Here is a 26852-nt window from a genome sequence, read left to right as displayed (position 1 = left end):
CTCGCAGAGGCAACTGCTGGAGACGATGCACAAACTGGCGGATGCGCACCATGTGAGCAACGCTCAGGTGATGCGCGAGATGAACCAGATGAAGCAAGAGCTGCAGGACATGAAGGATACGCTCGGAAGGCTGAAGGCCGCTCCCGGTCAGGGACCGCGGCGCAGCATTTTGTTTGGCGCACGTCGGCGTCCGATTCCCGTGCAGACCGTCCAGGAGAAAGCAAAGCCTGCCCTTTCGCTTGAGGATTTGCTGCCGTTGTTGCCACATCTGAGCGGGGCGATTCCGCAACTGAAAAATCCGAAGGTGGCCGATTCCATCAAGGTATTGTCCAATCCGGCCGTCCTGTCGATGATTCAGCAGTTTATCGCCAACGGAGGCTTGAACATGTTGAAGGGACCTGTAGAAGAAGTGAGCAGACGAGAACGGCGCGGGTTATTTCGGTAATCGACAGCATTCTTGCTGATCTGTACTGCCTCTTTGTAAAAAGGGGCAGTCTTTTGTCTTTTTGGTACGAAAAGACTATAAACTTTACAGCCAGAATCGCGTCTAATAGAATGGTGAACGTTGCACAGTGGGCTTACGCCACAGAACAGAACAGACATCACGGAGGAGGTCAGGATGAAAAGACGAGTTTACCCTCTGCTTCTGGCGCTATTGGTCCTGCTGCTTATTCCCGGTTGGGCGGCTGCGGCAAGTCGTGCCACCGAAGAAGCCGTCAACCTGATGATCGGTGGACAAGCAGTGACACCGGATGTGCCACCTGTCATCAAGGACGGGCGGACGCTGGTTCCCGTGCGTGTCATCGCCGAAAGTCTGGGCGCGGATGTCGCCTGGGACGAAGGGAAGCGGACAGCGGTGATTACACGGGGAACGACGCAGCTTTCCCTTCGATTGGATTCGCGCACAGCGCAAGTGAACGGCAAGCAGGTAAAGCTGGATACGCCGCCTGTCATCTTGCAACAGCGCATGCTGCTCCCTCTGCGCTTTGTCGGGGAATCGCTTGGGATCACAGTAGGGTGGGACAACAGCTCCCGCACCGTCATTGCAAACGAAACGCCGCAGGTTACGTTGAACGGCCGTGCTCCTGAAAAAGCGATCAAGCTGTATCAAGTGTCCGACACCATGTACGTGACGGCAGATGCCGTTGCCGAGCAAGTCGGGCAAAAAGGATTTGTCTGGAATCGTCCGGAACGCGGCATGACCATTGACAGCCAATTGGTTCTTCCCATCAAGCAAGTAGAGGACGAGCTAGGCGGTACGATTTCCTGGAACAAGCAAAAAAATCGGGTAGAAATCGAAAGACTCAATCGCCTGACAGGTGTCACACAGGACGGGGATCGTGTCTATATCCAGATGAAGCTGCCTGTACAGGCGAATTCATTTGTGCTGACAGGACCCCATCGTATTGTGCTGGACCTGCCTCAAACCGCTTTGGCGGACGATTTGGTGGAAGCGTTGAAAAAGAAAGAAGAAACAGGCAGTATCGGAGAGTCAGAGGATCGCATGCAGCGTGAAGAAGAAGCTGACGCTGCGGACCAGCCAAAAGAAGCAGGCGAACCCAGAGAAGAGTCGCTGATTGCCAGCTTGCGGTACAGTCAGTACAGTGCTTCGCCAGAGACGGTTCGCGTCGTGATTGAGTTGAACCAGAAGAGCGAGTACAATCTCGCTTATACGAAAAACGGCGTGGAAGTCAAGCTGACGCCCAAACCGAAGAAAACAGGCTACCTGGTCGTCATCGACGCGGGTCACGGCGGAAAAGACCCTGGTGCATTGGGCGTGGCGGGCAACCACGAAAAAGACTACACGCTGGCTGTCGCCAACAAGGTAGTCGCTTTGCTCAAGCAGTATCCGGAGTTTCAAGTCGTGCCTGTACGTACGACAGATGTGTTCTACGAGTTGTCCGAGCGTGTGGCGATCGCGAATGAGCTGGAGGCGGACCTGTTTTTGTCCATCCACGCCAACTCGTTCCCGAAACCGACGACAGGCGGTACGGAAACCTTCTATTACAACGCAAACAGCAAGGCGTTTGCGCAAATCGTGCACAAGTATTTGCAGGGGGCAACGCAGTTCCCGGATCGGGGAGTCAAGGCGAGCGGCTTTTACGTCATCAAAAACACCAAGATGCCGGCCGTCTTGACCGAGACAGGCTTCCTGTCCAATCCGCAAGAGAACGCGCTGTTGACCTCGCCTGCATTCCAGGACAAAATGGCGAAAGCCCTCGTTGCGGCTATCCGTGAATACTATCAGTCTTATCAGTAAGGGAGGCTTTCACGATGAACAAAAGTCGGATCATCGGGGTGGCGGCTATGGCTGTCCTGCTTCTGGCGGGTTGCGGACAACAGGCCGCTCCCGCACCGCAGCCAACGGCACCTGTTGAACAACCATCTGGCGCAAACACGAACCCATCGACAGCAGAGCCGACATTGAACAAACAGGTCGTTACCGTTTACTACTCCGATAGTGACCTGATGGAGCTGCAAACAGAGGAACAGGAAATCACGTTTGCAGAAGACATCGAAAAGTACAAGAAAACGCTCTCGCTTCTGGAGAAGCCGACAAAAGCAGAAGAACACTTTCCGCTCTGGAAAGACTTCCAGTACCATGACATCACGTTTGCGGATGGCACGTTGACGATTGATGCCGACAGCAAAAACCAGTACAACCTCGGCTCAAGCGGCGAAGGGATGGCGTTGGACGCGCTGAAGAAAACGTTCTTTCAGTTCCCGGAAGTCAAGCAAATCGTCGTCCTTGTAGATGGCAAAAAAGCCGAATCGTTAATGGGCCATGTCGATATTTCGGAGCCATTGACGCGCGACAACTAAAGAGACAATCGCTTGCCGAAGGCGGTACAACCTGTGTAGCAGACAGGCTGTGCCGCCTTTTTTGCCGTTGGCGCAACCGCCTGCTGTCGATGGATACACCGTCGGCTCCATCTTTAAGAAAGCTTAACAATCGCATCACAATCCTACAACATTCGACCTGTATAGTTTGTACTTGTAAGAGAGAAAACCAAACCGAACCTGTTAAGGAGGATTTTCATCCAATGAAAAAACTCAGCAAAATGTTTATGGCGCTGACATTTGTAGGGGCACTGCTCGCAGGATGTGGCAGCAACAGTGCGGCTCCAGCACAACAACCGGCGCAGCAGCAACCATCTACACCGGCTCCGGAACAAAGCAACTCTGGTTCGACAACTACATCCGGTGAACCGATCACGGCAGTGGGTTCTACCGCTTTGCAGCCTCTGGTCGAGCAAACGGCCAAAGACTTTATGGCAAAAAATCAAGGTGTGCAAATTCAAGTTCAAGGCGGAGGAAGCGGAACAGGACTGAGCCAGGTAGCGAGCGGCGCAGCGACCATCGGCAACTCTGACATTTTTGCAGAAGAGAAAAAAGGAATTCCGGCAAACGAGCTGGTTGACCATAAAGTAGCCGTTGTCGGCATGGCAGCAGCCGTCAGCCCACAAGTAAAAGTGGACAACCTGACCAAGCAGCAGCTGATCGACATCTTTACGGGCAAGATCACCAACTGGAAAGAAGTTGGCGGCGATGACATGAAGATCACGCTGGTGAACCGTCCGAAGTCTTCCGGTACGCGCGCAACATTCAACAAATTCGCACTCGACGGAAAAGAAGAAGCAGAAGGCATCACCGAAGATTCTTCCGGTACCGTTCGCAAAATCATTGCAGAAACTCCGGGCGCAATCGGCTATCTGGCTCTGTCCTATTTCGACGATTCCGTCAAAGCATTGAAGCTGGATGGAGTGGAAGCCAACGCGGAAAACATCGCAACCAACAAATACCCGGTATGGGCGTACGAGCACATGTACACAAAAGGGGAGCCGACTGGCAACGCAAAAGCTTTCCTGGAGTACATCCTGTCTGAAGAAGTGCAAAAGAAAACGATTGTCGACCTGGGCTTCCTGCCCATTACCGATATGAAAGTAGAACGTGACGCTGAAGGAAAAGTAACACCCAAATAAGCAATGGGTCACAGCAAAATAGAGGGGGAGAGGGGCCTTCCCCTCATTTTGCTTGTACAGACAAGCACCCGAAAGCCGTTTTCTTTCTAGGAGGGAGAACATGAACCATCGTATTGAAGGGGTAGGGACAAATCGCCAATCGCTGATTGCGCGAAAAATGTTGACCTATAACAAACGTCAGTTTACAGAGAACCTGACGGGCCGAACGATCGTCACGATCTGTGCGGTCTTGCTGGTCATCGTCGTTGTGTCGATTACGTATTTTATCGCTTCCAAAGGGTTGTCGACCTTTTTTGTCGACGGCGTCAGTATCAGCGAATTTTTAACACAGACAAAATGGGACCCGGAGGGCGAGCCTGCACTCTATGGCGTGTTTCCTTTCATTCTCGGATCGTTTTTGGTGACGGCTTTGGCTGCATTAATCGCGGCACCGCTTGGCATTGGGGCGGCTATTTTCATGACCGAAATTTTTCCGGGCTTCGGCAAAAAAGTGTTGAAGCCGGTAATCGAGCTTTTGGTCGGCATCCCATCCGTCGTGTACGGATATGTCGGTCTGACGCTGTTGGTTCCTTTTATTCGCGAGCAGTTCGATGTACTTGGTTTCAGTCTTTTGGCAGGGGGACTCGTACTCGCCCTGATGATTTTGCCTACGATCACCAGCGTGGCGACAGATGCGATTGAAGCCGTGCCGCAAGACTTGCGCAACGCTTCTCTCGCTTTGGGAGCTACCCGCTGGCAGACGATCTGGAACGTGGTGCTGCATTCTTCGCTCCCCGGTTGCTTGACGGCGGTTGTATTGGGGATGGCCCGCGCCTTTGGCGAAGCGCTCGCCGTGCAGATGGTCATCGGGAACACCACGAAGCTTCCGGGCAGTCTCTTGGATCCGATCAGTACGCTGACCAGCGGCATCACGCTGAACATGGGGAATACCATTCAGGGAACCCCGTACAACAATGCGCTCTGGTCCATGGCGCTTCTTTTGCTTCTGATGTCGTTCGTCTTCATTATGATCTTGCGCTTTTTGGGCAGAAAGAGGCTGGTGAAGTAGATGAGAGCGAGACTGATGGACCGTGTGGCCACGATCGGTTTGACTTTGATTGCCGCCTTGATTATCGGCACGCTCATTGGCTTGCTCGGTTTTATTTTGACGCAAGGCTGGCACAAGCTGAACCTGGACTTTTTGACCTCGCCGCCAGATATCGTCAACGCAGGGGGCGGGATTGGTCCGCAGCTGTTCAACTCGTTTTATTTGCTGGTTCTGACCATGCTGATCGCCTTGCCGATTGGCATCGGAGCCGGAATTTATATGGCTGAATACGCGCCGGATAACAAGTTTACGCAGTTTATCCGCATGAGTATAGAAGTGCTTTCTTCTTTGCCGTCCATTGTCGTTGGGTTGTTCGGCTTGCTCGTCTTCGTCAATATGACAGGCTGGGGCTACACGCTTTTCTCCGGTGCGCTCGCGCTGACCGTCTTCAACCTGCCGCTGCTCGTGCGCGTGACAGAGGATGCGCTGCGCAACGTGCCGCGCAGTCAAAAAGAAGCGAGCCTGGCGCTTGGCATCACCAAGTGGCGGACGATTGTCTCCGTCATCCTCCCGGCAGCATTGCCCGGGATCATTACCGGGGCGATTCTCGCTTCCGGGCGTGTCTTCGGGGAAGCGGCTGCCTTGCTGTTTACCGCAGGGATGTCTTCGCCGAACCTGAACTTTACCGATCTCTCCCTGAACAGTCCGACCTCGCCGCTGAACCCGTTCCGTCCGGCCGAGACGCTGGCCGTGCATATCTGGAAGGTAAACAGCGAAGGGCTGACGCCGGATGCCCGCGATGTGGCGGATGGCGCCGCGGCTGTGCTGATTATTGCCGTGCTGCTCTTTAACGTTTCGGCCCGCTGGTTCGGGACGTGGGTGTACAAAAAGATGACGTCAGGTTCCAACTAAGGAGAGGTGATAGCGATGTCGGTACTCACCATGCAGGATACGATTATTCGGACAAACAATGTCTCGGTTTACTACGGGGAAAAGCAAGCGGTCAAAAACATATCAATGGACATTGAGCGCAACTCGGTGACAGCCTTTATCGGGCCGTCCGGCTGTGGAAAATCAACGCTTTTGCGGAGCCTGAACCGGATGAACGATCTCGTGCCGTCCTGCCGCGTGACAGGCTCCATCGTCGTCGACGGCATCGACATCAACAGCCAGCAGGTCAACATCGAGAGCCTGCGTCAGGTCGTCGGCATGGTGTTTCAACGCGCAAATCCGTTTTTTAAGTCGATCTATGAAAATATCGCCTTCGCTCCGCGCTTTCACGGAATAACCGATCGCCGCGAGCTGGATGAGCTGGTCGAGACGAGCCTGCGCAAAGCGGCGTTGTGGGACGAGGTCAAAGACCGTCTGCGCGACTCTGCGCTCTCCTTGTCAGGGGGACAGCAGCAGCGCCTGTGCATCGCTCGCGCCATTGCCATGCAGCCGACGATTTTGCTGCTGGATGAGCCGGCTTCCGCGCTCGACCCGATCTCGACGATGAAAATTGAAGAGCTGGTCACGCAACTGAAGGAAGAGTACACGATCGTGATCGTGACGCACAATCTGCACCAGGCGGCCCGCATCTCGGACAAAACGGCATTCTTTTTACTCGGGGAACTGATCGAGATGGACGAGACCGCAAAAATTTTCACCTCGCCGGAAAACGACAAGACCGAAGCGTATATTAGCGGCCGTTTTGGCTGAACCGCACAAAAAGCCTTCCCTTCGCCTGGCGCGGAGCGGAGGGCTTTTTGCATGGGGCAATGCAGCCTGGAATGGGGGGCTTTAGAGGGCGTAGACCTTTATCCGTTTGGGATCCTTTTGCGCTTGCTAATTTTCAAGATGCCGTGCATGTTTTCGATCTGAAGAGGTAAGCCCTCTTTGCGTGATCTTCCCATGAATATAACCGTAATAATATATATTGTCTTCTTCCCCACGAAAGACGACTTTCGCGGTATAATTCCCCAGTTTTCGATTATAGAGAACTTGTATATCTTTCACATTTTCTGGCTTGTATCCTCTGGAAGCTAGATGATCCCGTATGTCCATCTCCATTTCATTCTTCACCCACGGGTATCCGCCTACGATCCATTCAAAGTAGAAGACTATCGGGCTGGCTAATAGAATGACAATGGCGACTAAAAAGAATTTCTTCATAATTTTCCAACACCTTTCCATTTACAAATTATAACTGAAAAGTTAATATATTAATGAATATGTAAATATTACCATTAGGAGTGATCGTTTTGAAAAAATTTTTTTCTACAACTTTAGGGATTTTGTCGGCTTTGACATTGATTTTCTCAGGAAATGCATCTGCTGTCAAAAAAACAGATATTGTTACTCCCATGGCTACGGATGACCCTACTTATCCTGGTACTAACATTAAAATTAAAATAGGAGATATTCTTATTTCTGATAAAAACTCTAGCCCGAGTTTTACTGGTCATGCAGCCATTGTGACAGATACTGAAACAGTAGCTGAAATTCTTGGCTATGGCTACCATCCTCAGTTAAACTCATTAAAAAAATTTTTCAATGAACGTACAGGCGGTGATAGAGGTGTCAGAATAGTTCGCTATTATAGTTCAGCAGATGCTAGAGACGCAGCAGAATGGGCAGAAGCATATGTAGATGATTTTGAACATGTAGATTATGAAATTGATGATTTATATGATTATGAGACATCAACTTATTGTTCCAAATTGGTGTGGAATGCCTTTTACTATGGCGCTGATGTCGAACTGAAAACATCCAGGTTAACTATTGGTGGTTCACGCTTTTTAGTATCCTTACCTTATGATCTTGATGATAGCGACGGTGTAAGAATTGTTGCAGAAGTAGGTGATTTCTGATTATGAATATGAAGGTAATTTCAGGTATTCTTTTTATCCTAGCCTTGTTTGGAGCAATTCCTAGTGCTCTTGCTATCAGTAATGCAACATATGGTGATGTCATTATTCAACCCCATGCTTATAAATATATTACCGTGACTGAAAAATATTTCGGTGTTTATCCAGAAGAAATTAACTACGCAGATGGAGAGGGGTATCAAGGGATTCTGCGTTTCACAAGTGCGATAGATGCTGGTGGTGGCTGGTGGTTAGTAACGTACGGTGGATACGTTAGACAAAACTAATCACATGGAAAAGTTGATTTTTAGTTTTTGGGGTGGTCCTCCCTTTTTATCCAAGAAGGGAGGACCAATAAAGTAAGCTCTTGTTTTCTGGATTTTCTTTTTGACGTTTTTCGTTGGGGCAAAAAAGAGAAAAACGAATGGCATAGACTTTGCGATGAAAGCGGGCAGACTCGCGATTTCTTCCCATTTGTTTTGTCTGCTGCAAACGGAGTGTTCACAGGCTAGCAAGAAACTGTGTAAAAAATATTGAACGAAGCTTCATAGATGCTAAACAGCTCTATCGGTATCTTATTTCTGTTTGCGTGGATTACGCAACATGAAGGAACAGGAACTGGTGTCCATAGTGCATGAGATTACTCAACAATCTGTACCTTCTACGCAGAAGGCTTTTCTACTGCCCGGAAAAAGCGGATTTCCTGCTCCAAATCTTCCACGATGCCCGTGAGACGCTCGGAATCGTGCAGGAACTGCTCCGAGAGGGAGAGGCTTTCCTGGTTGGCCGCGACCGCTTGCTGTGTGCCCGAGACGACTTCCTGGGCGGATTCCGCCAGGCTGTCCACGCGCCGGGAGATGATCTGGCTTTGGCTCGCGATGGATTCGGCCAGCTGTCTGATCGTTTCAAACTGCGCGGTGAGCGTCTCGCTGATGGCAAAGGTTTGCTGGAAACTATCCGTTGCCTGATGCAGCGTCTGAATGCCGTTGACGGTGGCATGATCCGTCGTTTCCAGACAGGCCGCTACGTGCTCCATCCGATTTTCTCCTGAAGCGATGACCTGCTGAATACGGGCTGTCGCTTCTTCTGTCTGCTCGGACAGAAGGCGAATTTCGTCTGCGACGATTCCGAAGCCGAGCCCGGCCTGACCGGCTCGTGATGCTTCGATGCGGGCGTTGAAGGACAGCAGCTTCGTGCGCTGGGAGATGGAGGAGATCCACTCGAGAATTTCGCGGATATCGTCCATGCTCTCGCGCATCGAGCCCATCGCCTGGAGGGAGGCTTTCATGTCTGCCGAGATTTTTTGCATGTTCTCTTTCAGCAAGTCGATGGAGGTGGCGGCTTTGGCGCTCTGCTCGCGCGACTTTGCGTTTTGCTGAACCGCCGTTTCCATGGATTGCGCAATCCGTGACATTTCTTCCGTGATGCCCGCCATCGTGGCGTGAATGTCGTCGATTTGCACCTGCTGCTTGTCCATTTCCTGCGCCAGCCGCTCGGTGACGGAGACGACCTCTGTCTGCATGGCGTGAGAGTGGCGCGAGCCTTGGCCCACATGCGTGGCCACCTGTTTGACATCGGCGATGACGTGCTGGATTTTGCCGATGATGGTGCGGATTTGCCCGCTCATCCGATTGAAGCTGTCGGCGAGCTGACGGATTTCGTCGTTGGTCTGGACGTGCATCGTCTGAAACAGGTCGCCTTCGCTGAACGCCGTCATTTTTTGCTGCACCTCTTTGACGGGCTTGATAATCTTGCGGACGTACAAGTAGAGCAGCAATGCCAACGAGCCTAATCCGACGAGGGAGACTGCGAGTATCGTCCATTGCAGGCGGCGCACCTCCTGCTTGACCTCGGATACGGACTGCACGACGATCATGCCCCATTGGAGCGCCGGGTCGAATTTATAGGCGGCAAAGGCGTCCACGCCGTTGATCGGAAACGATTCAAAGCCGGAATGGCCCGCAATGACATGGGCGACGACAGGCAGCTCGGTCAGGAGGGGCCGCTGCAAGGCGTAGGCTTTATCCGGGTGAGCGAGCAGCTTTCCCTGCCGGTCGACAATCATGGCGTATCCGGTTTGCCCCAGCTTGATTTGCCCGATCGACTCACTGAGCTTTGGCACGGAGACGAAGGCGACGACGACGCCGACAGGCTCCTCCTCCTCGTTGCGCAAAGCCATGGAGACCGCGATCTTGGGAAACTCCGTGGCGGAAAACTGAAAGACGTCGGAGACGAATGCGTTTGGCTTGTCCCAGGCGCCTTTGTACCAGTCGGCTGTTCGCGGATCGTAGGAGCTGTCCAGCGGTGAGCCGGGAAAGGTCAAATAGCGCCCGTCTGCTGTCACGACCTGGATTTCGGAAATGGTTGGATTGTTGTTTACCATGTCGGTAAAGATGCCGAAGCTTTGGCTGTTCGTGACTTTGCTGTTTTTATAGGTGGAAGCATAGGAGGACAGGGCGGTGATGATGGACTGTACCCGGCTGTTGACTTCCTGCAAGGCGGCATCGGATGCGTCGTGGAGCTGCTGCTTTGTTTTTTCGTTGAGCATGCTCTCGGATTGATAACTGATAAAAAAGGCAGCGATAGCCATCATGCTGACTACCATGGTCAAAATCCCGAAAAACAATCGGGTGAAGATCGAACGGTACGGAAACGACGTGGTACCTCTTGTTCGTAGTTTTCTCGGCATGACAGGCTCTCTCCTTATTCGACAAAACGTTCAGCTTTATTGTAGGGGCTGCCATGGGGAGCGTACATGGTTTGCAAGAAACATTTACCATAACTTTACCTGGCGTTAAAACTTTAAGGAAACTTAATAATCCCCACACCAAACCATAACATTGTCGTGCTACAGTAGTCGGGAAAGCAGATGCGACAGCCGCGAAGGAGCGAAGGAAGCATGAGTGTTATTTCGGTGAGAGAGTTAAATCTTTTCTACGGGAACAAACAAGCCCTCTTCCATATAAATCTCGATGTCGAGCCGAATTCCATTACCGCGCTGATCGGACCGTCCGGTTGTGGGAAGTCGACGTTTTTGCGAACGCTGAACCGGATGAACGACTCGGTGCCCAACACCAAAATTACCGGTGAGGTCAAAGTGTTTGGGGAAGACATTTACAGTCCCGGTGTGGAAGTCGAGCGCTTGCGCAAAAATATCGGAATGGTGTTTCAACACCCGAATCCGTTCCCGAAAAGCATCTACGACAATGTGGCCTACGGCCCGAAACTCCACGGCCTGACGGATCGCCACAAGCTCGACGAGATCGTGGAGACAAGCCTCAAGGCAGCAGCATTGTGGGACGAGGTCAAGGACGTGTTGAAAAAGCCGGCAACCGGCCTGTCCGGCGGGCAGCAGCAACGGCTCTGTATCGCCCGGGCGCTGGCGGTTCAACCGCAGGTAATTTTGATGGATGAGCCGACATCTGCCCTGGACCCGATCTCGACGGCCAAAATCGAGGAGCTTCTGGAAGAGTTGAAAGAATCGTATACGATTGTCATCGTCACGCACAACATGCAGCAGGCGGCACGCATCTCCGACAAAACCGCGTTTTTCCTCAACGGAGAGCTTGTCGAGTTTGACCAGACGCCAACGATTTTCCAAAATCCCCGCGATAAACGGACGGAAGACTACATTACGGGCCGTTTCGGCTAACAAGCGTATTTGCCAAAAAAGTAGATACCGTAACAAAAGCTTGCTGATGCAACGAATCAGCAGGCTTTTTCTTTTTGCTGGAATAGGAGAGCAGACGCCAGGGGAAAAATAGGCGCAACGTACAGAAAAAGGAGGATGTTTCCATGTGGCAGGGCTGGCCGATAGAGCGTGTGCTCATTTTGTTTACGGGACTGGCGTTTGTCTTGATTGCCGTGCAGGTCACCCTTTTTCATTCCAGGCAAAACTTTCGGCATTGGGCCATGTGGGTGCCTGTCATTGAGCTGCCTGTTTTTGCGGTGACGGCTGTTGTTTTATCGTTTGTAAATGCGGGGTGGCTGCGGTGGGTATTTGCTGTGATGATGGTCGTCGGGATGGGCGGCGGCGTGTACGGGGCATACTTGCATGCTGCCGGAGTCAAACAGCGGGTAGGGGGTTTTTCGCAATCGCAAAATTTCCTCGTCGGCCCACCCGTGATTTTGCCTCTGCTCATGACCGCTATCGCCGCTTTGGGGCTTCTGGCCCTTTTCTGGGGGTGAAAACAGATGGCCAAATATAGACGTTATCCTTCCTACGACGTGTGGGAACAGCATCAAAACTGGGATGTCCACACGAGACAAGTTGTCGGGGCCAGAAAAATGCCGCAGGTGGCCCATCGGTATTTGCAGCAGGCGGAAGCTTTGCTGTTGCAGGCCGTCGTGAGCGTCCTCGTCGACGACCATCGGCTGGAAGTGCTGACTTTTGTCGTCGCGCACCTGGATGACTCGCTGGCGAGTACGGTGGGAGAGTCTCAGCGCAAGGTCGGGGTTCCCCCGAAAAAAGAGCTGTACCGACTGGGGCTGGCAGGGGTGGAAGCGGAGAGCCACGCCGCGTACGGGACGGAGTTCGGGGCGCTTTCTGCCGCAGAACAGCAGGAAGTGCTGCGGCGGATTTCCGCGGGCAACGTCAAGGATACGGAGGCATGGAGCCAGGTCGCTCCCGTCGATTTTTTCAAGAAACTGCTGCATGACACGGTGCAGGCGTATTACTCGCATCCGCTCGTCTGGTCAGATATCGGCTACGGCGGGCCTGCTTATCCCCGCGGTTATGTGCGTGTCGAAAAAGGATTGACGGACCCATGGGAGGCGAGGGCAGATGGCGAATAAAGAGCAGGAGCAGCGCGCAGGCGATAGCCGGGAACGCGGTACACGGCAGATGGAAAACAGGAAATACGCCGATGGAGCCGATGTATGTATCGTCGGAGCAGGGGCGGCAGGCGGCGTGCTGGCGTATGAGCTGGCAAAAGCGGGCTTGCGCGTCGTCGTACTGGAGGCAGGGCCTTTTTGGGACCCGCAGCGGGACTTTGCCAGCGACGAGCTGGCGATGCAGCGTCTGGCCTGGCAGGAGACGAGGCTGGTAGCGGGAAACGATCCTCTGCGCCTCGGGCACAACAACTCCGGCCGGGGAGTCGGCGGAGGAACGGTGCATTTTACCGGGGTGTTTTTGCGGTTTCACGAGAGCGATTTCATGACGAAAACGATAGACGGCGTCGGGGAAGACTGGCCGATTACGTACCGCGATTTGGCCCCGTATTACGACAAGATCGAGCGGGACATTGCCGTTTCCGGCCCGAGCCATTTTCCCTGGGGGCCGTTTCAGGGACCGTATCCGTACCCGGTCCGCGAGCCGATCAGCGCGAATGCGCAGTTGTTCCGGGAAGGCTGCGACAAGCTCGGGATCGAGAGTGTGGTCGCTCCGCTGGCCATTTTGTCCGCTCCGTTCGAGGGGCGTCCGCCCTGTATCAACCGCGGCTTTTGCAACCAGGGATGCATGCCCAACGCCAAATACAGCGGCCTGATCCACCATATTCCGAAGGCCATTGCAGAAGGGGCCGAGGTGCTGTCAGATTGTATGGTCACGGAAATTCTCATGGCGGGCGACCGGGTCAGCGGCGTGTTGTTCTCGCACAACGGGCTGATGCATCGGCAAATGGCGCGGGTCGTCATTCTCGCCGGTTTTGTCGTGGAGACGCCCAGGCTGCTGTTCAATTCCGCGACCTCGCGCTTTCCCGACGGGCTGGCTAACTCCAGCGGCTGGGTAGGCAAGGCGATCATGCCGCATTCCAGCCATGACGTCTACGGCCTGCTTCCGGAAGAAGTGCGTCTGTACAAAGGAACGCCTGTGCTTGCCCTGACCCAGCATTTTTATGAGACAGACCGGGAACGCGGCTTTGCCAGAGGGTACACCCTGAGCGCCCACGGGGCACGACCTGTCGCCATGGCGGGGGCCATCGCGGCGGAGCGGGAGGACCAGACCTTTTTATGGGGAAAACAACTGCGGGAAACGATGCTCGACTACAATATGTATGCGCGCATTACGCTCGTAGGGGAAGTGCTTCCTCACCCTGGCAATGCCGTGACGCTCAGCGGGGAAAAAGACGAGTACGGAATGCCGGTGCCCACGGTTACCTTCAGCTATCAGGAAAACGATCGCAAGCTGTATCGGCATGCGATCGGGCAAATGAACCGGATTATGGAAGCGATGGGCGGAAAGCCGGAGCACGTCGTCTCCGATACCGCGCATTTGATGGGCGGCTGCCGGATGGGCAACGACCCTGCGCAGTCCGTCGTGAATGAATTCGGCCAGTCGCACGACATTCCCAATCTTTTCATAGCAGGCGCGTCCACGTTCGTGACTTCGAGCGGCAGCAACCCGACCCATACGGTCATGGCGCTGGCTGCGCGCACGGCGGACAAGCTGGTCGAAGCGATGCGGCAACGCGATGTGTAAGAAGTGTTCAAGGAACTTTTACGTTCCTATCTTCCCCATCTTATAAGCCATATAGTATACTGGGAAACAGATATGCAAGGCAAAGGTGGGTTCGTATGGAAACGGATTTGATGCAGGTACTGTTTTTGTCCGAGGTTTACAAGCTGCTTGGTGACAAGACGCGCTTGACGATCATGGCTCTTTTGCAAGTACAATCGTTATGTGTCCGTGATCTCGTGGAGATTCTGCAAACTTCCCAACCCTCTGTTTCCCAGCACTTAGCTAAGCTAAAGACACATGGTTTGGTCAAAGAGCGTCGCAAGGGACCATGGGTATTTTACTCCGTTAATACAGAATGCTCTCCTGCTGTCAAGCAAATTTTGTCGAACTTGCCGGATATGTCACCGATTCTCAAACAAAAATCAGCCGCAAGTGAACCTTCCTTCGGCTGATCGCTCTTAGGAAGCGTTGGATCATGAAAGATCCAACGCTTTTTTTAATTCTTCCTTGTCGAAGCCGTGAATGACGATCTGTTCTCCATTTTCCTTTTCAATAAAAGTAACAGGTGTCATGCTGGCGCCGAGGTTGATTGCTTCCTGGAAATACGCATCGTTTTTGCGGATGTCTCTGTCTTCAAACGCGATGTTATGGGATGTGAGCCACATTTTTTCTTCCTGACAAGGACCGCATGTGGTTTGGGTATAGACAATCACGGTATGAGCCATATGGATGCTCCTCTCAAATGTAGTCGAACCACCTACTTCGCGGTTCGCTCCTGGATTTCCTGCGTAGTCAGGCACGTATAGGATGCCCAGGCCCAGACGGAAATAAGGCAGCCACAGCGGCATTTGTGGAGCGATCTGGAAAAATGAGGATGGATATGAGCGAGGGGGGCGGTACAAATTATATTCAGTGACGTCGAGGAGGTGAATGGAACGATGCCTAAACAAAACAAGCAAGACGCAATGAACAAAGCAAACCAAGCAGCTCAGGCGCAAAACACTGCGACTGAATTCGCGAGTGAAACAAACGTAGCGGAAGTTCGTCGTCAAAACCAACAATCCGCTCAAAAATCCGGCCAACAAGCAGGTCAAGCTACTGAGTAGTAGCTATGGACAACAACCCCCGCTATTTTGCGGGGGTTTTTCGCTTGTACGCCCAGCTTGCCAAAAGGTAGAGGAGGATGGTACTGTGACAGCAGAATCTACAAGCTGGGAGGGCGCTGGCCCATGATTATAGGCATAGGCGTGGATATGGTGGAAATCGAGCGGATCGCCGCCCTGATGCAGCGTCAGGATAAGACGATCGGCCGCTTTTTAACCGAAGCAGAGCAGAAACTGCTGGCTGGAAAAACGAAATCGCGACAAGCGGAAATCGTGGCGGGCAGGTTCGCGGCGAAGGAGGCCGGAGCAAAAGCGCTTGGGACAGGCATCGGCCGTGCGCTCGGTTTTTTGGATATGGAAATTACCCCGAGCGAGACAGGCAGGCCGATGATGCGGGTAAACAGCCACGTCTTCACCAGACTCGGTCTGGACCCGCAGCGTGTTCGCGTACACGTCAGCATTTCCCACAGCCAGACACATGCCATGGCACAAGTGATTGTGGAAGAGTTATAATCTTGTCTGCATATTGGGACGAGGATGGACATACATTTATATCGCGTAGATCAGGAGGGACTACCTGCTCTTAACAGGAAGGGTAAGTCTTCAGCCGATCAAGCGATATCGCGTCCTTTGTACCCAGTACAGGATTTTGACACGATGAGCGCGGCAAGAGGCGAAAGACTGACAGATTTCCCAGGAAATAGACAGGGGTGCCCTTCTTTGTCGAAAATGTTGACAAGGAGGAGTTTATTGAATGAAGAGGGCAGCTTTACCACTGGCGTTATTGTTGGTCTTTACGTTGCTGCTTGGCGGTTGCTTCGGTCAGAAAACACCGGAAGACGTGGTGAGTGACCTGAACGGGACGCTGGGAAAAATGAGCGGGTACAAGTCTCAGGCGACTTTGACCATGCAGACGGGCTCTACTCCCATGGAGTACGACGTTCAGGTCTGGTATGAGAAGCCTAGCAACTATCGGGTAGCTCTCACTTCCAAACAGCGCGGGATTACGCAGATCATTTTGCGCAACAACGAGGGAGTCTTTGTACTGACTCCGCATCTGAACAAGAGCTTCCGCTTCCAGAGCGGTTGGCCGGAAAACAACGGTCCCCTGTATTTGTACGAGACGCTGGCGAAGAGCATTATCGACGACACGGAGCGTCAGATGAAGCTGGAGGAAAAGCAGTACGTATTCGAAGTGAAAGCCAATTACACCGGCAATCGCTCGTTGACCAAGCAAAAAATCTGGCTGACAGAAGACTTCAAGCCTACGCATGCGGAGATTATGGATTCGAGCATGAAGCCGCTGGTAAAAATCGATTTCAACGAGTTTACGTTCAACCCGACGTTTGACAAGGATGCCTTTGACAAGGATCGCAACATGACGACCAGCGCGCTGACGGCGGTTCCCACCATGGCAGGGGCGAATGGAAAGGTTGCCGAGCAGCCGAACAGCCAGTTTGGCGTCATCGTTCCAACCTATGTGCCGGAAGGAGTCGAACAGGGCGATATCGAGCCTGTCACGCGGGACGGGGTGAGAACGGTCATCCTCAATTACAAGGGAGCGTATAACTACAAGCTGATCGAAGCCCGTCCGACCGAGGCGTCCGTCTCGTATGAACAAGGCATGCCTGTCAACCTTGGATTCACAGTCGGGGTGCTGGCGCAAACGGGCGAAAATACACGGCTTCTGACGTGGGAGCTGGATGGCGTAGAGTTTACGATCGCCGGTGATTTGCCAGAAGAAGAAATGGTGAGCGTCGCCCAGTCGACATATGGTCTCGGCGGGAAATAAGGAAAGAAAATACGGGAGAGGGGACGGGTCGTAACCGTCCTCTTTTTTAGTTGATTTTGATATCCAGTGCTTTTTGTTCTTACCAATCTTCCTTGACTTTCCCGCAAGTTTTCCATTTTTCTCAAACAGGAATCTAAAAAAGCTTCCGTACACTTGGACTTGTACCAGAGAAGCGGTACATACCTACAGCAAAGGAAAGGGTGGAGCAAATATGTTTAGCAAAGCAAAACTGGGCATGCTTTTGGGCACGATGGCAGCGGTTCTCAGTATCGGGAGCTTGGGCAGCGCCTTTGCAGCAGATACAGCGCAGACACAGGCGCAAGCTCAGCCGGGGAACAAATCGGCAGAGGTGAAGTTCGCTTTCGGCAAGCCGGGTCACCACGGCGGATTCGCAAAAGGTCTGTCTTTCAACCAAAATACAGAACTGCTGTATCTGTTGAAGCTCGACGCGGCCAAACTGCAAGAAGAACTGAAAGCAGGCAAAACGCTGGCCGCGGTAGCGGAAGCGCAAGGCGTGTCTGTAGATGACGTTGTGGCGCTGCTGGTCAAACAGCAGGAAGCGAAGCTGAAAGAAGCGGTCGAAGCAGGAAAGCTGACGCAGGAGCAGGCCGACAAGCTGAATGAAAACGCAGCGAAGCGCGTAAAAGACATGGTGCAAAACACGCATCCGGGCAAAGGACCAGGCAAAGGCTTCGGATTTGGCTTCGGCTTCGGCAAAAACGAAGAACTGCTGTCCCTGTTGAAGCTCGACGCAGCCAAACTGCAAGAAGAACTGAAAGCAGGCAAAACGCTGGCAGCGGTAGCGGAAGCGCAAGGCGTGTCTGTAGATGACGTCGTGGCGCTGCTGGTCAAACAGCAGGAAGCCAAGCTGAAAGAAGCGGTCGAAGCAGGCAAGCTGACGCAGGAGCAGGCCGACAAGCTGAATGAAAACGCAGCGGAGCGCGTAAAAGAAAGGGTGCAAAACACGCATCCGGGCAAAGGACCAGGCAAAGGCTTCGGGTTTGGCTTCGGCTTCGACAAAAACGAAGAACTGCTGTCGTTGCTGAAGCTCGACGCAGCCAAGCTGCAAGAAGAACTGAAAGCAGGCAAGACACTGGCAGCGGTAGCGGAAGCGCAAGGCGTGTCTGTGGATGACGTCGTAGCCCTGCTGGTCAAAGAGCAGGAGGCCAAGCTGAAAGAAGCGGTCGAAGCAGGCAAGCTGACGCAGGAGCAAGCGGACCAACGCAGCGAGAAGCTGGCGTCCATGGTGCAAAAAATAGTGGAAGGCAGCTTTCAGAAAATCGCCATCCACAAACAAGATCTGAAAAAAGAAGAGCAGGACAAAGCGAGCGAGCAATAACAGCGCTGCAAACAAGTCAGGCGGGAGCCCATCTCGCCTGACTTTTTGCGTCTCCGGCTTCGCCGCGCCCGGCGAGATGTCTTTTGTCACGCAAAATAACGCTCCGGGATCGCGCGCAGTCGGCCGATTTGCCTGCAAGCACGCGCTGGCAGGAGGAAAAAGGACAATCCATGAATTGACACGCACCAGGAAAACACGATACATTCAAGGTAACTTATACCGTAATGAGGTGGCATGCCGTAAGATGAAAAAAACGTCTACCGATGTTTTGTACCAGGAAGAGTCGACCTACAAGGACATACTGCTGCGAAAAAACTGGAGTATGCGCATTGCGGAGACGGTTGCTTTCGTTTTGGGCATGATGATTCTCGCCCAGCTGTTTCCCAGCAATGACACGACCTTCAAAGTGCTTGCCTTTGCGATTGCGATTGCGGTCGTCGGTCTGGCGCCGTTTCTGTACAAGGCGACCATGCGTCCTGTGTACAAGCTGACGAAAACGCACCTGATCGTCAGCCTCTCTGGAAAAGAGACCAGCTACCCGCTGTCGGAAGTGGAGCAAATTTACGAAGGCCGCCATTTCTACCGCCTGGGGGGCAAAAAAGAATCGTTGATGGTTTCCAGACAGTTTCTCAGCCATTTGAATGAGCGCTTGTTTTATTACCATAAAGGAAACAAGAGGAGATAGAGATGAAACCGTTTTGTCGTGACACTTGGGTTGAGGTTGATTTGGACGCCATCCGTGCCAATGTCGAGACGTTCCGCGGCCATTTGCCAAAAAGCACAGGCATTATGGCTGTCGTCAAGGCAGACGGCTACGGTCATGGCGCTGTGCAGGTCGCAAGAGAGGCACTGGCGAGCGGCGCCGACTCGTTGGCAGTGGCAATGCTCGACGAAGCGGTCATCCTGCGTACCGCAGGGATTGACGCGCCGATCCTGGTGCTTGGGTACACCCCGGCCGACTCGGTCGAGACAGCCAGCAGGCTGAATGTCGAACTGACGGCGTACAGCCCGGAATGGATCGATTCGGCGAATCGACGGCTGGAGCAGGCGGAGCTGCGTCCGGTCGGTGTGCATGTCAAAATCGACACGGGCATGGGACGTCTGGGAGTCCGGACAACAGACGATTTGCTGGAAGTGGTCGGAGCGCTTGAAAACAGCGCGAAGCTGGAATGGACAGGCATTTTCACGCACTTTGCCTGCGCGGATGAACCGGATACGCCCCATGTGCGACGACAACACGAGACGTTTCAATCCTTTTTGCAGGCGCTGCGCGCGCAAGGGAAAACACTCCCGAAAGTTCACTGCTGCAATACGGCGGCAGCGATCGCTTTCCCCGATTGGGGGTATGATACGATCCGTTTAGGCATAGGTTTATACGGATTGTATCCTTCGCCGTACATGAAAGAGCGCGCGGATGTCCCTCTTGTTCCCGCCCTTTCCCTGAAAACAAAAATCGCGCATGTAAAGACCGCCGTGGAGCCGTTCACGGTCAGCTATGGCGCTACGTACACCGCGGAGCCAGGCGAACGGATCGCGACCCTGCCCATCGGGTACGCGGACGGATATTCCCGCCTCTTGTCCAATCGGGGAGAAGTGTTGTACAATGGTTCCCGCTATCCAATTGTCGGGCGAGTCTGCATGGACCAGGTCATGGTCAGATTGGAGCCGGGAGCGGGGCAGGTGGATGAGGAGATCGTTCTGTACGGCAAACAGGGAGACGAGGAGATCTCGCTGGATGAGGTTGCGGCTTTGCTTGGAACGATCAACTACGAGCTTCCCTGCATGCTCAATTACCGGATTCCGCGCGTTTACGTTCGCAACAAGGAAGTGGCCGAAGTGTTTCATCCACTGGCGATGACACGTGCGCCAGGAAAAAATGTGAATAACTAACAGACAAAAAACAGCAGGAATTTTCTTTTGGAGCGCGAATACTAGTTAAGCGCAAAGGCAGTCTTTTTTGCCTGAAAAGCATACGGATAGGTATATTTTTGCAATGGTTTCGACATAATGGTATTGTTCCTATCGGCTGTTCTTGCCAGAACGGACACGGTAGATGGAAGTTACGGTCATGGTTGGAGGTGGATTTGTCTTGTCGAAGTCAAACACAAAGCGCATCATGATCAGCTTGCCACAACACTTGCTACAAGAAGTGGATGGCGTCATTCAAAAGGAGAAATCCAATCGCAGCGAGTTTATTCGCCAGGCGATGCATTTGTATTTGAAGGAGCGTAAAAAACGCACGATCCGGGAGACCATGCAAAAAGGGTATATGGAGATGGCGAAGATTAATCTGAAAATGGCATCGGAGGCTTTTGGCGCTGAAGAAGAGGCTGACCATACTCTTGTCCGCTTAGTTAGCGGGGTGTGACCAGTGATTGTCAAACGTGGCGATGTATTTTTCGCGGACCTGTCACCGGTCGTTGGCTCTGAGCAAGGAGGCGTGCGGCCTGTTTTAGTCATTCAGAACGACATTGGAAATCGATTTAGTCCGACGGTCATCGTCGCAGCCATAACGGCCCAAATTCAGAAGGCAAAACTGCCTACGCATGTGGAAATTGACGCAAAAACATACGGATTTGATCGTGACTCCGTCATTTTGTTGGAACAAATACGAACCATTGACAAACAGAGGCTGACTGATAAGATTACCCATCTCGACGACGAGATGATGGATCGGGTCAATGAGTCTTTGCAAATCAGTTTGGGCCTCATTGATTTTTAAAACTGAATCAATCGCTGGGAGAGGAAAAGCCACTTGGGTGAAGCAAGTGGTTTTTTTGCTATGGGGGCAGGGAATTGCCGTGTGTGTAGCGAATGTGTTGGGTGAGAATCGTAGACAAAAAGTGACACGATTTGCTATTACTTCCGAGGTAGAGAAAAATTTCGCTCGCATTCCTTTCATGATTTCTACCTATTCAGTGAGGGCGGAAGGGGTTTTTTGATTGTGGCAGAGCTGTAGTCCTGAGACAATCAAGATAGAACGAGAGGCAGACATTGTGACAGCGCGGCAAGTGGGACGAAATATGTCGAGACAGCTCGGCTTCGGTACAATCATGCAGTCCCGGATCGCTACTTCCATCTCGGAACTGGCTCGCAACATTTATTTGTACGCAGGCAGCGGGACGATTACCATAGCGCCGATCGAACAAAACGGAGTGATCGGCTTGCAGTTGACAGCGATAGACGCGGGGCCGGGAATCCCGGACATCCGCAAGGCTTTGGAAGACGGCTATTCGACTTCCGGCGCGCTTGGAGCCGGGCTGCCTGGAGTCAGGCGCATGATGGATGAGTTTGAAATCCACAGCTCGCTTGGCATGGGGACGCGCGTTGTCGTGGTGAAGTGGAAGAGCCCGATGGAGGAGGAGGTAGAAAAATGGTAACCCGAAGCCTGGAAGAAGAGTATGTACAGCTTCTTCGGGATTACCTGAACGGCCCGGGCGAGGATCAGCTGTACGTCGCCCAGCAGATGGGCAAATGGCTGCTCGCGCGCAATGTTTCGCCGGAGGAATTGACAGACATGCACGGGCGGGCGTTGGAAAAGCTGGGGGAGGTGCCGGAGTTCGTGCGTGCCTCCTTTTCGGTCCTGACCGAGGTGATGATTGAATACGGCAATGAGCACCGCTCCGTCCATAGCTGGCGAAGCAGGCATCAACAGATGGAAGCGGAGCTGACTGTGGCGCAGGCGATGCAGCAGACGCTTTTGCCCAGTCAACTGCCCGATTATCCGGGACTGGAGATCGGTCTTGTCAGCATAGCAGCCAAGCAAATGTCCGGGGACTACTACGATTTTATTCGTCAGGATGCCGAGCGGTTTTGCCTGGCTGTCGCGGATATTACCGGCAAGGGGATTTCCGCAGCCATGTGCATGTCCATGCTCAAATATGCGATAGACAGCTTGCGGGAGATGCCGCTTGGTCCTGACGAAATGCTCCGCCATCTCAACCGGGTTGTCGGGCGCAATATCGACCCCAGCATGTTTGTGACCATGCTCTACGGGTCTTACGATACACGCCGTCATTGCTTTCGCTACGCAGTGGCCGGACACGAGCCAGGCTTTTTGTACCGGGCTTCGGAAGGGAAATTTTCCGATTTGGAAGGCCAGGGCTCCGTGCTGGGACTAAGCCCGAACAGCGAATACGAGGTGCAGGAAGTTCATCTGGAACCAGGAGATGTTCTGATTCTTCTGACCGATGGTGTCACAGAGGGCAAAAGTAGCCGATATGATCTGCAAAGGGATGAGCTTGTACGCCATATGCAAGCCGAAGTGGGTGTTCATGCTCAAAAAATGGCGAACGCCCTGTACAACAGGCTGCTTACGCTCTCCCAATTTGAACTGCTGGATGACTACACCATGATTGTGCTTCGAAGAACGGGAAGCAACGCAAGGGAGGGAGATAGCGATGGATTTGTTCTTGAAAATCACCAGCCAGGACACGGAGCATCGGGTGGTCCTTGGAGGCGATATTGACGCGCATACCGGACCAAAGGTGAAGGAGACGCTCATGTCCCTCGCGAATGAGCCAGGCACGAGCCGCCTTTTGGTTGATTTGGAAGCTGTCGAGTACATGGACAGCACGGGAATCGGAATATTCATCGCGGTCATGAAAGCATGCAAGCAAAGGGAATGCGCGTTTGAGGTCCAAAAATTGTCTGCACGCGTGGAGAGGCTGTTCCGCATCACGGGCTTATACGAACATATTGCCATCCGCAAAGGAGAGAGCGAGTAATGGCTCAACAAAAACCGCAAGCTGACGTGATTCGTTTGACCCTGCCCAATCAGACGGAATATTTGGGCGTGGCGCGGCTTACTGTGTCCGGGATCGCGAATCGCATGGGCTTTTCCTATGAGGAGATTGAGGACATCAAGCTGGCGGTAGGGGAAGCTTGCACGAATGCAGTCAAACACGCGTACAAGGAAACAGGCGAGCGTGGCTTTATCCACATTGAATGTCAGGTTTTTTCAGACCGTCTGTGCATCGAGGTAAGCGATCAAGGCGTGGGACTGGCGAGCGAGCTAATCCCGGAACAACTGACACCGATCTTTGCAGGAAGAGAACTGGAGGATCTGGATGAGGGAGGTCTCGGGCTTTATCTGATCCACACGCTCATGGATGAAGTGGTGATCCGCTCCGAATCGGGAGTGGCGGTCTCCATGACCAAGTATGTTCGGCGGGATGAGGTGGCTGGCGATGACAGGACAATCTCGGAAACGGAAGTATAGTCCGGAGGAACTCCGGCAACTCATTGACCTGTACAGGCAGACGCGGGACGAAAGTCTGCAGGAGCAACTGGTGACAGCCTACACCCCTCTGGTAGAGACGCTGGCCAAAAAGTTTGTGCGCGGACAAGTCATGTACGAAGACCTCGTGCAAGTCGGCATGATCGGCTTGCTGGCCTCGTTGCGCCGGTTCGATCCTTCTTTTGACCGCACATTTGAAAGCTTTGCGATCCCGACCATTGTCGGAGAAATCAAGCGATATATCCGGGACAAGACATGGAGCGTACACGTCCCGCGCCGCGTGAAGGAGCTCAGTCCGAAGATCAAGCGCGTCGTGGACGAGTTGACGGCCAAACTGCAGCGTTCCCCGCAAATTTCCGATATCGCAAGCTGCCTGGGCGTGACCGAAGAAGCCGTGTTGGAAACACTGGAGATGGGGCGGAGCTACCATTCCCTCTCCATGGACAGCGAGCTGGAAGCAGACAACGAAGGCAATACGATCACGCTGCTGGACCTCGTCGGCCAGCAAGAAGCGGGCTACGGACAAGTTGAACAAAATCTGATGCTTGATCGGGCGCTGCACGTTCTGGACAAGCGTGAAAAAGAAATCATTCATTTAACCTTTTATCAAAATTTGAGCCAGAAGCAGGCCGGAGACATTATGGGCATGTCCCAGATGCACATTTCCCGCTTGCAGCGCAGGGCGCTGGGCAAGCTGAGAGAGGCCCTGCGGTTAGAACAGCTGGAAACGACGAAAACAGCGAAAGCAGCAAAATCAGCGAAAACAGCTACATAGAAAACAGCTACATAACGGGAGAACTTGAAGGAGAGGGGCAGAGATGCCTCTTTTTTTGTATGCAGGAAGCTTCCGATCCGCTTCGCCAATCGCTGGCACAGCCCCGTTTCCGTATCTGTTTCCAGACGCTGCTAGCAAATATGGTACAATAAACGGCGAAGTACGAGCGCAGGAGGAATGTATGGAGCTTACATTGATGATCCAGACAATCGCCCAGGATACGGGCGTCAAACCTCATCAGGTGGAACGCACGATTGCCTTGTTGGATGAAGGCAATACCGTTCCGTTCATAGCCCGCTATCGCAAGGAGATGACCGGGCAGCTGGACGAAACGCAAATACGGGCGATCGAGGAACGCGTGCGGTATTTGCGCAACTTGTCCGTACGAAAAGAAGAAGTGATCCGGCTCATCGAGGAGCAGGGCAAGCTGACGGAAGAACTGCAGGCCGCGATTGAGCGGGCGACGAAGCTGCAAGAAGTGGAAGACCTCTACAGGCCGTACCGGCAAAAACGCCGCACGCGCGCGACAATGGCCAAGGAAAAAGGGCTGGAGCCGCTTGCCGCCTACTTGCTGAGCCTGCCCAAGACAGGCGATCCCGAGCAGGAAGCACAAAAATACGTAGACGCGGAAAAAGGCGTGGATACGATCGCGCAAGCCTTGCAAGGGGCCATGGACATCGTTGCCGAGCATTTTTCCGACGACCCGGACATTCGTCAGTGGATTCGCCAGCGCACCGTGCAAAAAGGGCTGCTTTTGACCGAGCAAAAGGCGGAAGAAGCCGACGAGAAAAACGTCTATCAAATGTATTACGCATACAGCGAGCCGTTGAAAAAAGTCGTTCCGCACCGTGTGCTCGCCATTAACCGCGGAGAGAGCGAAGGTATTTTGAAGGTGACGGTAGAAGCGCCGATGGCGGAAATTTTGGCCTGGATGCAGCGGCGGCTCATTCCCCGCGACACCGTCGTTCGCCCTCTGCTGGAGCAGACGATCGAGGACGCGTACAAGCGCCTGATCGCCCCGTCGATTGAGCGGGAGGTGCGGGCGGAGCTAACGGAGGCGGCGGAAGAGCGGGCCATTCACATTTTTGCGGAAAACTTGCGCAACCTGCTGTTGCAGCCCCCCGTCAAAGGTAAAGTGGTTCTGGGAGTCGACCCGGCATTTCGGACAGGCTGCAAGCTGGCAGTCGTGGATGAGACGGGCAAATTGCTGGAGGTGGCGGTCGTCTATCCGACCCCTCCGGCGAACAAGGTGGCCGAGGCTGCGGCAAAAGTCCGGCAGCTCATCGAGACGTATGACGTCGGCGTCATCGCAATCGGCAACGGTACCGCTTCCCGGGAGACCGAGCAGTTCATTGCCAACCTCCTGAAAGAAGGAAAGCGCCCGGTCGTGTACACGATTGTCAACGAGGCAGGGGCGTCGGTATATTCGGCTTCCGCACTGGCCAAAGAAGAGTTTCCAGACCTTGATGTGGCGGAGCGAAGCGCTGTTTCCATCGCCCGTCGTTTGCAGGACCCGCTGGCTGAACTGGTCAAAATCGACCCGAAATCGGTTGGCGTAGGCCAGTACCAGCACGATGTGTCCCAAGCGAGATTGGCAGACAGCTTGCAGTTTGTCGTCGAATCGGCGGTTAACCACGTCGGGGTCGATGTCAACACCGCTTCCCCTTCGCTGTTGCAATACGTGTCGGGCATCAGCAAGCAGGTGGCGGGCAACATTGTGAAAAAGCGTGAAGAAATCGGCATGTTCACATCGCGCGCCCAGTTGAAGGAGGTACCGCGGCTGGGAGCCAAGACGTACGAGCAGTGTATCGGATTTTTGCGCATCGTCGGGGGAACCGATCCGTTGGACAAGACACCGATTCACCCGGAGTCGTACCCGGCTACGCACAAGCTGCTGGCGATGATCGAGATTGCGCCGCAGGAGATCGGCAGCGAACGCTGCAAGGAACGCCTGCAATCGCTGAATCTCGAACAGACGGCAGAAAGGCTCGGGATCGGCGTGCCGACGCTGACGGACATCGTGGAAAGCCTCCTGCGTCCCGGACGCGACCCGCGCGATGAGCTGCCGAAGCCGCTGTTGCGCAGTGACGTGCTCCAGCTTTCTGACCTGGGCGTCGGAATGAAACTGCAGGGTACCGTCCGCAACGTGGTCGACTTCGGCGCGTTTGTGGATATCGGCTTGAAAAATGACGGTCTCGTGCACATCTCCCGCCTGAAAAAAGGCTTCGTCAAGCATCCGCTCGATGTCGTCGCGGTAGGGGACATCGTGGACGTGTGGGTGGCTGAGATCGACGAAAAACGCCAGCGCGTGGGGCTGACCATGATTGCGCCGGGCGAGGCGTAGGGAC

General features: G+C 53.4%; 31 protein-coding genes. 28 read left to right on the top strand and 3 right to left on the bottom strand.

Going from position 1 to position 26852, the window contains the following annotated elements; all coding sequences use genetic code 11:
* Positions 1 to 25 precede the first annotated feature (25 nt).
* From ACTHO6_RS13265 to pstB (ACTHO6_RS13235), 7 genes are all read left to right on the top strand, one after another.
* Positions 26 to 445: a hypothetical protein gene (locus ACTHO6_RS13265; protein WP_440242046.1), complete on the top strand. Its 420-nt coding sequence runs from the start codon at positions 26 to 28 to the stop codon at positions 443 to 445.
* Between the two features lie 174 nt (positions 446 to 619).
* The gene (locus ACTHO6_RS13260) at positions 620 to 2260 is read left to right on the top strand and encodes an N-acetylmuramoyl-L-alanine amidase (protein WP_440242045.1); all 1641 of its coding nucleotides are present in this window, start codon (positions 620 to 622) and stop codon (positions 2258 to 2260) included.
* A gap of 14 nt (positions 2261 to 2274) precedes the next feature.
* Positions 2275 to 2823, top strand: a complete 549-nt coding sequence (locus ACTHO6_RS13255) for a GerMN domain-containing protein (RefSeq protein WP_440242044.1) — start codon at positions 2275 to 2277, stop codon at positions 2821 to 2823.
* A gap of 221 nt (positions 2824 to 3044) precedes the next feature.
* Positions 3045 to 3983 carry a phosphate ABC transporter substrate-binding protein gene (locus ACTHO6_RS13250; protein WP_440242042.1) on the top strand — a complete coding sequence of 313 codons (939 nt, stop codon included), beginning with the start codon at positions 3045 to 3047 and terminating at the stop codon, positions 3981 to 3983.
* A 100-nt stretch (positions 3984 to 4083) separates the two neighbouring features.
* Entirely contained in the window at positions 4084 to 5031 is a 948-nt protein-coding gene (gene pstC / locus ACTHO6_RS13245) for a phosphate ABC transporter permease subunit PstC (protein ID WP_440242041.1), read from the top strand.
* Entirely contained in the window at positions 5032 to 5922 is an 891-nt protein-coding gene (pstA, locus tag ACTHO6_RS13240; RefSeq protein WP_440242040.1) for a phosphate ABC transporter permease PstA, read from the top strand.
* A 15-nt stretch (positions 5923 to 5937) separates the two neighbouring features.
* Positions 5938 to 6711, top strand: a complete 774-nt coding sequence (pstB, locus tag ACTHO6_RS13235) for a phosphate ABC transporter ATP-binding protein PstB (protein WP_440242039.1) — start codon at positions 5938 to 5940, stop codon at positions 6709 to 6711.
* A 126-nt stretch (positions 6712 to 6837) separates the two neighbouring features.
* Here pstB (ACTHO6_RS13235) and ACTHO6_RS13230 read toward each other — a convergent pair whose 3' ends face one another.
* Positions 6838 to 7164 carry a DUF3139 domain-containing protein gene (locus ACTHO6_RS13230; protein WP_440242038.1) on the bottom strand — a complete coding sequence of 109 codons (327 nt, stop codon included), beginning with the start codon at positions 7162 to 7164 and terminating at the stop codon, positions 6838 to 6840.
* Positions 7165 to 7253: 89 nt separating this feature from the next.
* Between ACTHO6_RS13230 and ACTHO6_RS13225 the strand changes: the two genes are divergently transcribed.
* Both ACTHO6_RS13225 and ACTHO6_RS13220 read left to right on the top strand, forming a co-directional pair.
* Positions 7254 to 7862: a YiiX/YebB-like N1pC/P60 family cysteine hydrolase gene (locus ACTHO6_RS13225; RefSeq protein ID WP_440242037.1), complete on the top strand. Its 609-nt coding sequence runs from the start codon at positions 7254 to 7256 to the stop codon at positions 7860 to 7862.
* 2 nt (positions 7863 to 7864) lie between these two features.
* The gene (locus ACTHO6_RS13220) at positions 7865 to 8146 is read left to right on the top strand and encodes a hypothetical protein (protein WP_440242036.1); all 282 of its coding nucleotides are present in this window, start codon (positions 7865 to 7867) and stop codon (positions 8144 to 8146) included.
* A 374-nt stretch (positions 8147 to 8520) separates the two neighbouring features.
* On the opposite strand, the gene ACTHO6_RS13215 is transcribed toward ACTHO6_RS13220, so the two are convergent.
* Complete coding sequence (locus tag ACTHO6_RS13215; RefSeq protein WP_440242035.1) at positions 8521 to 10548, bottom strand: methyl-accepting chemotaxis protein; 2028 nt, start codon at positions 10546 to 10548, stop codon at positions 8521 to 8523.
* A gap of 210 nt (positions 10549 to 10758) precedes the next feature.
* Here ACTHO6_RS13215 and pstB (ACTHO6_RS13210) point away from each other — a divergent pair, with 210 nt between their 5' ends.
* From pstB (ACTHO6_RS13210) to ACTHO6_RS13190, 5 genes are all read left to right on the top strand, one after another.
* Positions 10759 to 11511 (top strand): phosphate ABC transporter ATP-binding protein PstB, encoded by a 753-nt coding sequence (pstB, locus tag ACTHO6_RS13210; RefSeq protein ID WP_440242034.1) that lies wholly within the window; start codon positions 10759 to 10761, stop codon positions 11509 to 11511.
* A gap of 143 nt (positions 11512 to 11654) precedes the next feature.
* Complete coding sequence (locus tag ACTHO6_RS13205) at positions 11655 to 12047, top strand: hypothetical protein (RefSeq protein ID WP_440242033.1); 393 nt, start codon at positions 11655 to 11657, stop codon at positions 12045 to 12047.
* Positions 12048 to 12053: 6 nt separating this feature from the next.
* On the top strand, positions 12054 to 12653 hold the full coding sequence (locus tag ACTHO6_RS13200) for a gluconate 2-dehydrogenase subunit 3 family protein (protein ID WP_440242032.1): 600 nt from the start codon (positions 12054 to 12056) through the stop codon (positions 12651 to 12653).
* Between the two features lie 49 nt (positions 12654 to 12702).
* A complete protein-coding gene (locus tag ACTHO6_RS13195; RefSeq protein WP_440242130.1) occupies positions 12703 to 14277 on the top strand; it encodes a GMC family oxidoreductase in 1575 nt (524 codons plus the stop codon).
* Positions 14278 to 14372: 95 nt separating this feature from the next.
* Positions 14373 to 14708, top strand: a complete 336-nt coding sequence (locus ACTHO6_RS13190) for an ArsR/SmtB family transcription factor (protein WP_440242030.1) — start codon at positions 14373 to 14375, stop codon at positions 14706 to 14708.
* Between the two features lie 21 nt (positions 14709 to 14729).
* On the opposite strand, the gene ACTHO6_RS13185 is transcribed toward ACTHO6_RS13190, so the two are convergent.
* Positions 14730 to 15104, bottom strand: a complete 375-nt coding sequence (locus ACTHO6_RS13185; protein ID WP_440242029.1) for a glutaredoxin family protein — start codon at positions 15102 to 15104, stop codon at positions 14730 to 14732.
* Positions 15105 to 15194: 90 nt separating this feature from the next.
* Between ACTHO6_RS13185 and ACTHO6_RS13180 the strand changes: the two genes are divergently transcribed.
* The 14 genes from ACTHO6_RS13180 (at position 15195) to ACTHO6_RS13115 (ending at position 26848) form a co-directional block, all read left to right on the top strand.
* The gene (locus ACTHO6_RS13180) at positions 15195 to 15362 is read left to right on the top strand and encodes a gamma-type small acid-soluble spore protein (protein WP_327991561.1); all 168 of its coding nucleotides are present in this window, start codon (positions 15195 to 15197) and stop codon (positions 15360 to 15362) included.
* Positions 15363 to 15485: 123 nt separating this feature from the next.
* On the top strand, positions 15486 to 15872 hold the full coding sequence (acpS, locus tag ACTHO6_RS13175) for a holo-ACP synthase (protein ID WP_440242028.1): 387 nt from the start codon (positions 15486 to 15488) through the stop codon (positions 15870 to 15872).
* A 241-nt stretch (positions 15873 to 16113) separates the two neighbouring features.
* Entirely contained in the window at positions 16114 to 17151 is a 1038-nt protein-coding gene (locus ACTHO6_RS13170; protein WP_440242027.1) for a DUF4367 domain-containing protein, read from the top strand.
* A 211-nt stretch (positions 17152 to 17362) separates the two neighbouring features.
* Positions 17363 to 18490 carry a hypothetical protein gene (locus ACTHO6_RS13165; protein WP_440242026.1) on the top strand — a complete coding sequence of 376 codons (1128 nt, stop codon included), beginning with the start codon at positions 17363 to 17365 and terminating at the stop codon, positions 18488 to 18490.
* A 244-nt stretch (positions 18491 to 18734) separates the two neighbouring features.
* Positions 18735 to 19175 (top strand): hypothetical protein, encoded by a 441-nt coding sequence (locus ACTHO6_RS13160; protein ID WP_440242025.1) that lies wholly within the window; start codon positions 18735 to 18737, stop codon positions 19173 to 19175.
* 2 nt (positions 19176 to 19177) lie between these two features.
* Positions 19178 to 20380, top strand: a complete 1203-nt coding sequence (gene alr / locus ACTHO6_RS13155) for an alanine racemase (RefSeq protein ID WP_440242024.1) — start codon at positions 19178 to 19180, stop codon at positions 20378 to 20380.
* Positions 20381 to 20558: 178 nt separating this feature from the next.
* Positions 20559 to 20858, top strand: a complete 300-nt coding sequence (locus ACTHO6_RS13150; protein ID WP_025845698.1) for a CopG family ribbon-helix-helix protein — start codon at positions 20559 to 20561, stop codon at positions 20856 to 20858.
* A 3-nt stretch (positions 20859 to 20861) separates the two neighbouring features.
* Entirely contained in the window at positions 20862 to 21212 is a 351-nt protein-coding gene (locus tag ACTHO6_RS13145) for a type II toxin-antitoxin system PemK/MazF family toxin (protein WP_005830205.1), read from the top strand.
* A gap of 301 nt (positions 21213 to 21513) precedes the next feature.
* Positions 21514 to 21870: an anti-sigma regulatory factor gene (locus ACTHO6_RS13140; RefSeq protein WP_440242126.1), complete on the top strand. Its 357-nt coding sequence runs from the start codon at positions 21514 to 21516 to the stop codon at positions 21868 to 21870.
* Positions 21864 to 22958: a PP2C family protein-serine/threonine phosphatase gene (locus tag ACTHO6_RS13135; RefSeq protein ID WP_440242023.1), complete on the top strand. Its 1095-nt coding sequence runs from the start codon at positions 21864 to 21866 to the stop codon at positions 22956 to 22958. Before ACTHO6_RS13140 ends, ACTHO6_RS13135 begins: the two co-directional genes overlap by 7 nt.
* Entirely contained in the window at positions 22891 to 23217 is a 327-nt protein-coding gene (locus tag ACTHO6_RS13130) for an STAS domain-containing protein (RefSeq protein ID WP_440242022.1), read from the top strand. Before ACTHO6_RS13135 ends, ACTHO6_RS13130 begins: the two co-directional genes overlap by 68 nt.
* Entirely contained in the window at positions 23217 to 23711 is a 495-nt protein-coding gene (gene rsbW, locus ACTHO6_RS13125) for an anti-sigma B factor RsbW (RefSeq protein ID WP_440242021.1), read from the top strand. Before ACTHO6_RS13130 ends, rsbW begins: the two co-directional genes overlap by 1 nt.
* Positions 23680 to 24504, top strand: a complete 825-nt coding sequence (gene sigB / locus ACTHO6_RS13120; protein WP_440242020.1) for an RNA polymerase sigma factor SigB — start codon at positions 23680 to 23682, stop codon at positions 24502 to 24504. Before rsbW ends, sigB begins: the two co-directional genes overlap by 32 nt.
* A 181-nt stretch (positions 24505 to 24685) precedes the next feature.
* Positions 24686 to 26848, top strand: a complete 2163-nt coding sequence (locus ACTHO6_RS13115) for a Tex family protein (protein ID WP_440242019.1) — start codon at positions 24686 to 24688, stop codon at positions 26846 to 26848.
* Positions 26849 to 26852 lie beyond the last annotated feature (4 nt).

Source organism: Brevibacillus sp. SAFN-007a (genome assembly GCF_051967035.1).
Classification (GTDB): Bacteria; Bacillota; Bacilli; order Brevibacillales; family Brevibacillaceae; genus Brevibacillus.
Note: the sequence above shows the minus strand (reverse complement) of the source record. Positions and strands in the feature narration are given on the sequence as shown.